Here is an 11,771-nt window from a genome sequence, read left to right as displayed (position 1 = left end):
TCAGACAGAACTCGGTCGCTTGTTTTGCGACTGCTGCGCAGCCGAGCGGGAGCAAGCTCCCTCGCCACAAGTAAGTGGCAGCTCGGTCACCGCGACCTGACCAACTTCAAAGAGGGTGCATTTTATGTCCCAAGAATTCGATTACATCATCATCGGTGCCGGCTCGGCCGGTAACACCCTGGCGACCCGTCTAACTGAAGACCAAGGCGTCACCGTTCTGCTGCTCGAAGCAGGCGGCCCTGATTACCGTCTCGACTTCCGCACGCAAATGCCCGCTGCCCTGGCATTCCCGCTGCAAGGTCGACGCTATAACTGGGCGTACGAAACTGACCCAGAGCCGCACATGGACGGCCGTCGCATGGAATGCGGTCGCGGCAAGGGCCTCGGCGGCTCGTCGCTGATCAACGGCATGTGCTACATCCGCGGCAACGCGATGGACTACGACAACTGGTCGAAATTGCCAGGTCTGGAAGACTGGGATTACTTGAACTGTCTGCCGTATTTCCGTAAGGCCGAAACGCGCGACATCGGCGCCAACGACTACCACGGTGGCGATGGCCCGGTCAGCGTGACCACGCCGAAAGCCGGCAACAACCCGCTGTTCCACGCAATGGTTGAAGCAGGCGTGCAAGCCGGCTACCCGCGCACAGAAGACCTCAATGGTTACCAACAGGAAGGCTTCGGTCCGATGGACCGTACCGTCACGCCGAACGGCCGTCGCGCCAGCACCGCTCGCGGTTACCTGGATGTCGCCAAGAAGCGCTCGACCCTGACCATCGTCACCCACGCCCTGACTGACAAGATCCTGTTCGAAGGCAAGCGTGCGGTCGGTGTGCGTTACCTGATCGGCGCGGCAGAAGAACGCGTCGAAGCCCGCGCCCGCAAGGAAGTACTGCTGTGTTCCGGCGCCATTGCTTCGCCGCAGATTCTGCAACGCTCCGGTGTCGGCCCCGCCGACCTGCTGAACAAGCTCGATATTCCGGTGGTCCACGACCTGCCTGGCGTTGGCGAGAACCTGCAGGATCACCTCGAGTTGTACCTGCAATACGCCTGCACCCAACCGGTCTCGCTGTACCCGTCGCTGCTCTGGTACAACCAGCCGGCGATCGGTGCCGAGTGGCTGTTCAACGGCACCGGCATCGGCGCCAGCAACCAGTTCGAAGCCGGCGGTTTCATCCGCAGCAGTCCTGATTTCGAATGGCCGAACATCCAGTACCACTTCCTGCCGGTAGCGATTAACTACAACGGCAGCAACGGCGTAAAAGAGCACGGTTTCCAGGCACACATGGGCTCCATGCGTTCGCCGAGTCGTGGTCGCGTTCAGGCCAAATCGAAGGATCCGCGCGAATACCCGAGCATCCTGTTCAACTACATGGCCTCCGAGCAGGACTGGCAGGAATTCCGCGACGGCATCCGCCTGACCCGGGAAATCATGCAGCAGCCTGCGCTGGACCCTTACCGTGGCCGCGAAATCAGCCCGGGCATCGACGTGCAGACGGACGAGCAGCTCGACACTTTCATTCGCGAACACGCCGAAACCGCGTTCCACCCATCCTGCTCGTGCAAGATGGGCACCGACGCCATGGCCGTGGTCGATGGCGAAGGTCGCGTGCACGGCATGCAAGGCCTGCGTGTGGTCGATGCCTCGATCATGCCGATCATCACCACCGGTAACCTGAACGCACCGACGATCATGATCGCCGAGAAAATTGCCGACAAGATCCGTGGCCGCCAACCGCTACCGCGCAGCACCGCCGATTACTACGTGGCCGGCGATGCGCCGGTGCGTGGCAAGCCGTTGCGGGATTTGAGCCTGACTGCACAGTAAGGCGTGATACCGAGTCGCGACCATCGCGAGCAGGCTCACTCCTACAGGTGATCTTCAGTGAACGCAGATACTGTGAACACCGAAGCTCACCTGTAGGAGTGAGCCTGCTTGCGATGGGGCCGGCCTCAACAACATTTCCCCAATGGATACACCCCAACAATCCCGCCCCACCCTTGATCTACCCCCCGCCCCGGCCTAATCTAGCGCCACGCAAACGTTTCACCCCCCTTCGCGACACCGCTGCATCGCCACTCCATACCAGGGAGGTTCCCCCGAATGTTCGATTTCCACCCCCAGCTCAAGCAGCGCTTCGCAGCGTTGCGCACGGGCGCTGAATTCTTTTCGCTGCGTTATGTGCGCGAATCCGGTCAGCATCTATCGGTGCGCAAGAACGTTGCCGAACCTCCGAGCCTCAGCCGCGATGAAGGGGCGATGCTGACCGTGCGCGTTAACGGCGTTGAAGCCTATGCCGCGACCAACGACCTTTCGCAATCCGGCCTGCAAGCCGCACTGGAAAAAGCCGAGCAACAGGCTCGCGCACTCAAACCGCACGCCCTGCTCGATCTGCGAGAGCAAGCCGTTTCCAGCGAACGCGCCGACTATTTTTCGCCGAACCTCGAACAACCTTTTCCCTCCCTGAGTGACTGCTATCAATTGCTCGGCGCCGAGTCCGCCTCCGTGCCGAAGGATGAGCGGCTGGTGAACTGGCAGGTGAGCATCGGTATCACCCACGTCGAGCAGATCTATCTCAACAGCGCGGGCGCCGAATTGCGCCAGGTCCAGCGTTTCGTCTACCCCGGTCTGGACGTCACGGCGTACGACGGTCACGACAGCCAGACGCGCAGCCTCGGCCGGGAGAACTTTGGCCAGCAAGGCAGCGCCGATGTCATCAGCCGCTGCGGCCTGATCGGCGCGGGCCCGACCGTGGCTGAACAGGCGCTGCAATTGTTGCTGGCCCCCAACACCCCGCAAGGCCCGCGCGACCTGCTGTTGATGCCCGACCAGATGATGCTGCAGATCCACGAATCGATCGGCCACCCACTGGAACTGGATCGAATTCTGGGCGACGAGCGCAATTACGCAGGCACCAGTTTCGTCAAGGCTGAGGATTTCGGCCATCTGCAATACGGCTCGACACTGCTCAACGTCACGTTCGACCCGGAGATTCCCGAGCAACTGGCGAGCTACGGCCATGACGACGACGGCACGGCAGCCAGCAAGCAATTCCTGATCAAGCAAGGTTTACTGCTGCGCCCATTGGGCGGTGCGTTGTCGCAATTTCGCACGGGCATGGACGGCGTCGCCAACAGCCGCGCGTGTGGCTGGAACCGGCCGCCGATCGATCGCATGGCCAACCTCAATATCGAGCCCGGCGATCAACCCCTGGAGCAACTGATCGGCAACATCGAGCACGGGATTTTGATGAGCACCAACCGCTCGTGGTCGATCGACGATGCGCGCAACAAATTCCAGTTCGGTTGCGAATGGGGGCAATTGATCGAAAACGGCGAGCTCAAAGGCGTGGTGAAAAATCCGAACTACCGGGCGATTTCCGCGCACTTCTGGAAAAGTCTCAGCGCGGTCGGCGACGCCAGCACGTTCAGGGTTCTGGGCACGCCGAACTGCGGCAAGGGCGAGCCAAACCAAGTGATCCGCGTGGGCCATGCGTCGCCGGCCTGCGTGTTCAGCCATGTGGATGTGTTTGGAGGAGATGCCTGATGAGTGTTGTGAAAAGTCAGGCCGAATCGTTCAAGGCGCTGGTCAACTGGTTGCGGGACGCGATCCGCGAACCGGAACAATTTACCCTCAGCTACGCCGCCGAATCATCCGCCTTCGTGCGCTTCAACCACGCCAAGGTCCGTCAGGCGGGGCAGGTTCAGCAAGCGAGCGTCGGCTTCAAACTGATCAACAACGGACGTCACGCTGACCTCGATATCACGCTGTCGGGCGATGCCGAGGTCGACCTTCAACGGCTGGCCGAAGGTCTGCAGCAACTGCGCGAAACCTTGCCGCTGTTGCCGGCGGATCCCTACCTGCTGCTCAATCACAACGGCTGGCAGAGCAAGAATGTGCAGAATGTTCCGCTGCCCGATACCGAACAGGTGGTCGCTGAGATCGCTCAGGCCGCCGAGGGTCTGGACCTGGTCGGGTTCTACGCCGCAGGGCCGATCAGCCGTGGTTTCGCCAGTTCTTCGGGCGCGTTCGGCTGGCATCAGGCGAATAGTTTCAATTTCGACTTCAGCCTGTTTCACGAAAACGGCCAGGCGGTGAAAGCCAGTTACGCCGGGCATGACTGGAGCAGTGAAGGTTTTGCCCGGCGCTTTGAGCAGGCCCGCGAACAGCTCGAATTCCTCGGTCGGCCACTGCGTACGTTGGCGCCTGGGCAGTACCGCGCGTACCTGGCGCCGGCGGCGATGGAAGAAATCATGGGCATGCTGAGCTGGGGCGGATTTTCCGCGCAGGCCATTGCCAGCAAGAGCAGCGCATTACAGAAGCTGTATGCGGGTGAAAGTGCTTTCAGTTCCTTGCTGTCGCTGGATGAGAAAGTCAGCGATTCGTTAAGCCCGGCGTTTTCCGGCGAAGGCTATCCGCGCAGTGATCTTGGACTGATCGTCAAGGGTCAGGCCGGTGCGCAGATGGTCAGTTCACGCAGTGCGGCCGAATACGGCCTGACCGCCAACGGTGCCGGCGCGGGCGAGATGCCGAGCGCCTTGAACATGGCCGCGGGGACGTTGGCCGATGCAGAGATTCTCAAACAATTGGGAACCGGGCTGTACATCAGCAATCTGTGGTACTTGAACTACTCGGATCAACCGGCCGCGCGTATGACCGGCATGACCCGCTTTGCGACCTTCTGGGTCGAGAATGGCGAGATTCAGGCACCGGTCAGCACCATGCGTTTTGATGACAGTGCGTTCAGTTTGCTCGGTTCTCAGCTGGAGGCGTTGACCGAACAGCGCGAATTGTTGCTATCGGCCAGCACCTACAGTCAGCGGGCAACGGCGTCGGCGTTGCTGCCGGGTGCGTTGATCAGCAAGCTGACCCTAACGCTGTAAACACCTGTCGTCGTTCTGCAGACCTTGGATTTTCACACTGACAAGAGGTCCCATGCCCAATCGCCTGCCGCTCGACCCCGTCACCGCGCGCTGGATTCCGTGGGTGGTCGCCATTGCGTTTTTCATGCAATCGTTGGACGGCACCATTCTCAACACGGCCCTGCCGGCCATGGCCCGCGACCTCGCCGAAGACCCGCTGCGCATGCAGGGCGTGATCATCGCCTACATGCTCACAGTCGCCTTGCTGATCCCCGCCTCGGGCTGGATCGCCGACCGCTTCGGCACCAGGAAAATCTTCTTCAGTGCCATTCTGTTGTTCAGTATTGGCTCGCTGCTGTGCGCGTTGTCGAGCAGCCTCGGCATGCTGATTGGCGCCCGGGTGATTCAAGGCCTGGGCGGCGCACTGATGCTGCCGGTCGGGCGGCTGGTGGTGCTACGTGCGTATCCGCGTTCGGAGCTGGTGCGGATCATGGGTTTCATCACCATCCCCGGTCTGCTCGGCCCATTGCTGGGGCCGACGACCGGCGGCTGGATGGTTGAATACCTGTCGTGGCACTGGATCTTTCTGCTCAACCTGCCGGTGGGCGTGATCGGCTGTTACGCCGTGTGGAAATTCATTCCCGACTTGCGCGGCACGGAACGCACCCGTTTCGACGGCATCGGTTTCCTGCTGTTCGGCGCGGCGATGGTGTTGATCACTGTCGCCATGGAAGGCCTCGGTGAATTGCATCTGCCGCACTTGCGGGTAATGTTGCTGCTGTTCGCCGGTATGGCGTGCCTGGCCGCATATTGGCTGCGCGCCGGGCACATCGACAATCCCTTGTTTGCGCCGTCGCTGTTCAAGACCCGGACATTTGCCGTCGGCATCCTCGGTAACCTGTTCGCGCGACTGGGCAGCGGCGCGTTGCCGTTTCTGGTGCCGTTGCTGCTGCAAGTGGCGCTCGGTTACTCGCCTTCTCAGGCCGGCATGAGCATGTTGCCGCTGGCCGCTGCGGCGATGGTCGCCAAGTCGGTGGCGCGCCCGCTGATCGAGCGTTTCGGTTACCGCATTGTGCTGACCGGCAACACGCTGGCATTGGGCATTATGCTGGCGAGCATGGGCCTGGTCAGTGCGCAAACGCCTTATTGGCTATTGCTGGGCATGCTGGCGGTGCTCGGCGCGATCAACTCCTTGCAGTTCACCGCGATGAACACCGTGACACTGATCGACCTCGATGACGCCAGCGCCAGCAGCGGCAACAGCCTTTTGTCGGTGGTGGCGCAATTGTCGCTGAGTCTTGGCGTCGCCTGTGCCGGCGCCCTGCTCGGCGGCTTCACGGCGCAAGTCGGTAATGATGGCGTGGACACGGTGCTGGGCGCGTTCCAGCTCACGTTCGTGACGGTCGGCATCATGGCGATGCTGGCGGCGACGATCTTTTCGCAGCTGTCGAAGGAAGACGGACGGCGCGTCAGGCGTCCGGAAGAACATATCGAACACTGACCTGTAGCAGCTGCCGAGGAACGAAGGCTGCGTTGCGTGTCCGCAGGACCGCCCTCGGGGGCCGCTTCGCAGCCCGACGCAGCCTCGTGCCTCGGCAGCTGCTACACGTCGGCGGCTACGACTGCTCGTCCATAATTTGCAGGTGAGCAGCGCGGGACTGATACACTGCGCGACATTTTGTTTTGCAGGCCAGTCCCGTGACCACCATCGCCACCGCTTTTAATACTTTGCCGCTGTCCGCCGCCATGCTGGCTAACCTCGACTCCCTCGGTTATGCCCAGATGACGCCGATCCAGGCGCAAAGCTTGCCGGTGATCCTCAAAGGGATGGATCTGATCGCTCAGGCCAAGACCGGCAGCGGCAAGACGGCTGCCTTCGGTATCGGCCTGCTGAACCCGATCAATCCGCGCTTCTTCGGTTGCCAGGCGCTGGTCATTTGCCCGACCCGCGAACTGGCCGACCAGGTCGCCAAGGAAATCCGTCGTCTGGCTCGCGCCGAAGACAACATCAAGGTCCTGACCTTGTGCGGCGGCGTGTCATTCGGTCCGCAGATCGGCTCGCTGGAACATGGCGCGCACATCATCGTCGGCACTCCGGGCCGCATTCAGCAGCACCTGCGCAAGGGTTCGCTGATACTGCACGGCCTGAACACGCTGATCCTCGACGAAGCCGACCGCATGCTCGACATGGGTTTCTACGATTCCATCGAGGAAATCATCGCGCAGTGCCCGGAGCGTCGGCAGACCCTGCTGTTCTCCGCCACGTACCCGGTGGGCATCAAGCAACTGGCCTCGAAGTTCATGCGCAACCCGCAGATCGTCAAAGCCGAGGCGTTCCACGACGACACGCAGATCGAACAGCGCTTCTACGAAATCTCCCCTGAAGAGCGTATGGACGCAGTGGTCAAGGTGCTCGCCCATCACCGTCCGGCGTCCACCGTGGCGTTCTGCTTCACCAAGCAGCAGGTTCAGGAAACCGTCGATCACCTGACCTCCAAAGGCATTTCTGCCGTCGGCCTGCACGGCGATCTGGAACAGCGCGATCGCGATCAGGTGCTGGCGATGTTTGCCAACCGCAGCACCTCGGTGCTGGTGGCCACCGACGTCGCCGCGCGCGGTCTGGACATCGATGCGCTGGACATGGTGATCAACGTCGAACTGGCCCGGGACTCGGAAATCCACATTCACCGGGTCGGCCGTACCGGTCGTGCCGGCGAGAAAGGCATCGCGATCAGCCTGGTCGCACCGTCCGAAGCGCACCGCGCCCAAGCCATCGAGCAACTGCAGAAGTCGCCGTTGAGCTGGGATCAGCTGGACAACCTCAAATCCCAAGGCGGCGCACCGCTGCTGCCGGTGATGAGCACGCTGGTGATTGGCGCCGGTCGTAAAGACAAAGTGCGTCCGGGCGACATTCTCGGTGCATTGACCGGTGACGCCGGCATCCCGGGCGCTCAGGTCGGCAAGATCGCGATTTTCGATTTCCAGGCCTACGTGGCCGTGGAGCGCGGAGTTGCCAAACAGGCCGTGCAGCGCCTGAACGACGGCAAGATCAAAGGCCGCTCGCTGCGCGTGCGTATCCTCTGACTGTGGTTGATACCTGTGGCGAGGGAGCTTGCTCCCGCTGGTCTGCGTAGCAGACCCGAAACTGCAATCGCGGTGCTCCCATCAAGCATGTGGCAGCACCTTTTGCGAGTGCTTCGCACTCGAGCGGGAGCAAGCTCCCTCGCCACAAAATAGCGCTCCCAAGCCTGCCAACGAAACTCGAGGACACCGTTTTGCGCTCTTCCGAAGTCGTGATCATTGGCGCTGGCGCCGCAGGGTTAATGTGTGCGCTGACCGCCGCCGGGCGCGGGCGCAAGGTGTTGCTGCTCGACCATGCCAACAAGGCCGGCAAGAAAATACTGATGTCGGGCGGTGGTCGCTGCAACTTCACCAACATGTACACCGAACCTGGCAATTTTCTCTCGCACAACGAGCACTTCTGCAAATCCGCACTGGCGCGTTACACCCAGTGGGATTTCATCGGCATGGTCGCCAAGCACGGCGTGCCCTACCACGAGAAAAAACTCGGCCAGCTGTTTTGCGATAACAAATCCAGCGACATCCTCGAGATGCTGCTCAACGAGTGCGAACAGGTCGGCGTCAGCCTGCACCTGGACACATCGATCCAGCACATCGAGAAAATGGACAGCGGCTATCTGCTGCAAACCACCCTCGATCAAATCACCTGCGAATCCCTGGTGATCGCCACGGGCGGTCTGTCGATTCCGACCCTGGGCGCCACCGGGTTCGGTTATCAGGTCGCTAAACAGTTCGGCCACGAACTGCTGGCGACCCGTGCCGGTCTGGTGCCGTTCACCATCACCGATCAGCTCAAAGAGCTGTGCACAGAGCTGTCCGGGACTTCGGTGGATTGTCTGGTGAGCTGTAACGAACAGAGTTTTCGCGAGAACATTTTGTTCACCCACCGAGGCCTCAGCGGACCGGCGATCCTGCAGATTTCGTCGTTCTGGGAGTCGGGCGATCCTGTGGAGATCAATCTGCTGCCGGATCATGACGTCCCGGCCTGGCTGCAACAGCAGCAAGCCGAACGCCCGAACAGCGAACTGAAAACCTTGCTGGGGGAAATCTTCACCAAGAAGATGGCCAACCTGCTGGCCGATAACTGGTTCGTCTCCAAACCGATGAAGCAGTACACCCACGCCGAAATCGCCGACATCGCGGAAAAACTGGCGAGCTGGAAAGTCGTGCCGGCCGGGACCGAAGGCTATCGCACGGCAGAAGTAACGCTGGGCGGGGTCGACACGCGCGAAGTGTCGTCCAAGACCATGGAATCGCTGAAAAGCCCGGGGCTTTATTTTATCGGTGAAGTACTCGACGTCACCGGGCATCTGGGCGGATTCAACTTTCAATGGGCCTGGGCCTCGGGTTATGCGGCTGCGCAGTACGTCTGACCGACGCGGTAGAAGCTGTGTAGGAGCTGCCGAGTGAAACGAGGCTGCGATCTTTTGGTTCTGCCTTTCAAAAAACAAGATCAAAAGATCGCAGCCTCGTTTCACTCGACAGCTCCTACAAGGGATCGCAATTCAAATGCCGGAAGCGATTGCGCGGCGAAGGAACAGATTTTGCTGTCAGATGTGATCGCCGCCATTGCGTCGGCGTCATTACTGGCTCAATTTAGCGCCATTGCCTCGGAAGGCCTTCGCACTTCATGTCATCGACCTCTTTCCAACAGTCTCTGCGTCGCCTCTGGGCACTGGATAAATTCAGTTACAGCGTGCGGGTGTTCATTGCGCTGACCGGCAGCATGGCGCTGTGCTGGTATCAGGACGAAATGCGCCTGTTGATCCCGTTGTTCCTCGGGATCATCGCCAGCGCCCTGGCCGAGACCGACGACAGTTGGCAGGGCCGCCTCAATTCGCTGGCCGTGACGCTGGTGTGTTTCACCATTGCCGCCCTGTCCGTCGAATTGCTGTTCCCCTACCCGATCATTTTTGTCATCGCCCTCGCCCTCGCCAGTTTCGGTCTGACCATGCTCGGCGCGTTAGGCGAACGCTATGGCGCGATCGCCTCGGCCACCCTCATCCTCTCGGTCTACACCATGATCGGCGTTGACCAGCGCGGCGGTCCGGTCACCGATTTCTGGCATGAGCCGATGCTGCTGGTGGCCGGCGCCGCCTGGTACGGCCTGTTGTCAGTGCTGTGGCAGGCGCTCTTCTCCAACCAGCCGGTGCAGCAAAGTCTGGCGCGGCTGTTCCGTGAACTGGGTTTGTACCTGAAGTTGAAGTCTTCGCTGTTCGAGCCGATCCGGCAGATGGACGTGGAAGCGCGACGGCTGGAACTTGCTCAGCAGAACGGCCGTGTAGTCGCGGCGTTGAATGCGGCCAAGGAAATCATCCTGCACCGTGTCGGCAACGGTCGGCCCGGCTCGAAAGTCAGCCGCTACCTCAAACTGTACTTCCTCGCGCAAGACATCCACGAGCGCGCCAGCTCCTCGCACTATCCCTATAACGCGCTGGCGGAAGCGTTCTTCCATAGCGACGTACTGTTCCGCTGTCAGCGCCTGCTGCGCCAGCAAGGCAAAGCCTGCCGAGCGCTGGCGGAATCGATCCAGATGCGCCAGCCGTTCGTCTACGACGCCAGCTTCGCCGAAGCACTGGGCGACTTGCACGCCTCCCTCGAACACTTGCGCATCCAGAGCAACCCGGCCTGGCGCGGGTTGCTGCGATCACTGCGGGCGCTGGCGGCCAACCTTGGCACGCTGGATCGGCTGCTCAGCGACGCCAGCAACCCCGACGCCCTCGCCGATGCTACCGACAGCAGCCTGCTCGACCGGTCGCCGCGCAGCCTCAAGGATGTCTGGATTCGCTTGCGCACGCAGCTGACGCCGACGTCGTTGCTGTTCCGCCACGCACTGCGCCTGCCCCTGGCGCTGAGTGTTGGCTACGGCATGGTGCATTTGATCCACCCGTCGCAGGGTTACTGGATCATTCTCACCACGCTGTTCGTGTGTCAGCCGAACTACGGCGCCACCCGCCGCAAACTCGGCCAACGGATTATCGGCACCGCGATCGGCCTGACCGTGGCCTGGGCACTGTTTGATCTGTTCCCCAATCCTCTGGTGCAATCGTGCTTCGCCATCGCCGCCGGGGTAGTGTTCTTCACCAACCGCACCACCCGCTACACACTGGCCACCGCCGCGATCACCTTGATGGTGCTGTTCTGTTTCAATCAGGTGGGCGACGGTTATGGCCTGTTCCTGCCACGGCTGTTCGATACGTTACTGGGCAGCCTGATTGCCGGCCTCGCGGTGTTCCTGTTTTTGCCGGACTGGCAGGGCCGACGCCTGAACAAGGTGCTGGCCAATACCCTGACCTGCAACAGCATTTACCTGCGCCAGATCATGCAGCAATACGCTGCGGGCAAGAGCGACGACCTCGCCTATCGTCTCGCCCGGCGTAACGCACACAATGCCGACGCGGCGCTGTCGACCACACTGGCCAACATGCTGATGGAGCCCGGGCATTTCCGTAAGGAAGCCGATGTCGGCTTCCGCTTTCTGGTGCTGTCGCACACGCTGCTGAGTTATCTGTCGGGGCTGGGCGCGCATCGCGAAACCCCGCTGCCGCCTGATGTGCGCGAGCATTTGATTGACGGCGCGGGGGTGAGACTGGCCGCGAGTATCGATGAAATCGCACAAGGATTGGCGAGCAAGACGCCCATCGCGATTCAAAGCGACGACGAAGAGGCGCTGGCCAATGAGCTGGAGCAAATGCCGGACGAGATCGACGAAGGGCAGCGACTGGTGCAGACGCAGCTGGCGTTGATTTGCCGGCAGTTGGGGCCGCTACGCACGCTGGCGGCGCATTTGATCAAGGATACGCGCAAGGTTTGAGAGGCGCGCTGTG

General features: G+C 61.3%; 7 protein-coding genes. All 7 read left to right on the top strand.

Features of this window, described 5'->3' with window-relative positions; translation table 11 throughout:
* Positions 1-124: 124 nt before the first annotated feature.
* The 7 genes from betA (at position 125) to yccS (ending at position 11,758) form a co-directional block, all read left to right on the top strand.
* Positions 125-1,828, top strand: coding sequence for a choline dehydrogenase (gene betA / locus ACYZTS_RS09310; RefSeq protein WP_028624751.1), 1,704 nt, complete (start codon positions 125-127; stop codon positions 1,826-1,828).
* 276 nt (positions 1,829-2,104) lie between these two features.
* A complete protein-coding gene (locus tag ACYZTS_RS09305; RefSeq protein WP_461995494.1) occupies positions 2,105-3,547 on the top strand; it encodes a TldD/PmbA family protein in 1,443 nt (480 codons plus the stop codon).
* Complete coding sequence (locus ACYZTS_RS09300; protein WP_461995493.1) at positions 3,547-4,884, top strand: TldD/PmbA family protein; 1,338 nt, start codon at positions 3,547-3,549, stop codon at positions 4,882-4,884. The genes ACYZTS_RS09305 and ACYZTS_RS09300 overlap by 1 nt, the downstream gene beginning before the upstream one ends.
* Before the next feature lie 52 nt (positions 4,885-4,936).
* Positions 4,937-6,364, top strand: coding sequence for a multidrug transporter subunit MdtD (gene mdtD, locus ACYZTS_RS09295; protein ID WP_461995491.1), 1,428 nt, complete (start codon positions 4,937-4,939; stop codon positions 6,362-6,364).
* A gap of 245 nt (positions 6,365-6,609) precedes the next feature.
* Positions 6,610-7,947 carry an ATP-dependent RNA helicase DbpA gene (dbpA, locus tag ACYZTS_RS09290; RefSeq protein WP_236645656.1) on the top strand — a complete coding sequence of 446 codons (1,338 nt, stop codon included), beginning with the start codon at positions 6,610-6,612 and terminating at the stop codon, positions 7,945-7,947.
* Between the two features lie 191 nt (positions 7,948-8,138).
* Positions 8,139-9,317 (top strand): BaiN/RdsA family NAD(P)/FAD-dependent oxidoreductase, encoded by a 1,179-nt coding sequence (locus tag ACYZTS_RS09285; protein ID WP_461995489.1) that lies wholly within the window; start codon positions 8,139-8,141, stop codon positions 9,315-9,317.
* A 257-nt stretch (positions 9,318-9,574) separates the two neighbouring features.
* Positions 9,575-11,758, top strand: coding sequence for a YccS family putative transporter (yccS, locus tag ACYZTS_RS09280; RefSeq protein WP_461995487.1), 2,184 nt, complete (start codon positions 9,575-9,577; stop codon positions 11,756-11,758).
* The last annotated feature ends 13 nt before the right edge of the window (positions 11,759-11,771 follow it).

The sequence above is a fragment of the Pseudomonas sp. TMB3-21 genome (assembly GCF_054898145.1).
This window is presented reverse-complemented; position numbering and strand designations above follow the sequence as displayed.

Coding starts and splice junctions, on each gene's coding strand:
- betA (WP_028624751.1), top strand. CDS start 125: ATGTCCCAAGAATTCGATTACATCATCATCGGTGCCGGCTCGGCCGGT.
- ACYZTS_RS09305 (WP_461995494.1), top strand. CDS start 2,105: ATGTTCGATTTCCACCCCCAGCTCAAGCAGCGCTTCGCAGCGTTGCGC.
- ACYZTS_RS09300 (WP_461995493.1), top strand. CDS start 3,547: ATGAGTGTTGTGAAAAGTCAGGCCGAATCGTTCAAGGCGCTGGTCAAC.
- mdtD (WP_461995491.1), top strand. CDS start 4,937: ATGCCCAATCGCCTGCCGCTCGACCCCGTCACCGCGCGCTGGATTCCG.
- dbpA (WP_236645656.1), top strand. CDS start 6,610: ATGCTGGCTAACCTCGACTCCCTCGGTTATGCCCAGATGACGCCGATC.
- yccS (WP_461995487.1), top strand. CDS start 9,575: ATGTCATCGACCTCTTTCCAACAGTCTCTGCGTCGCCTCTGGGCACTG.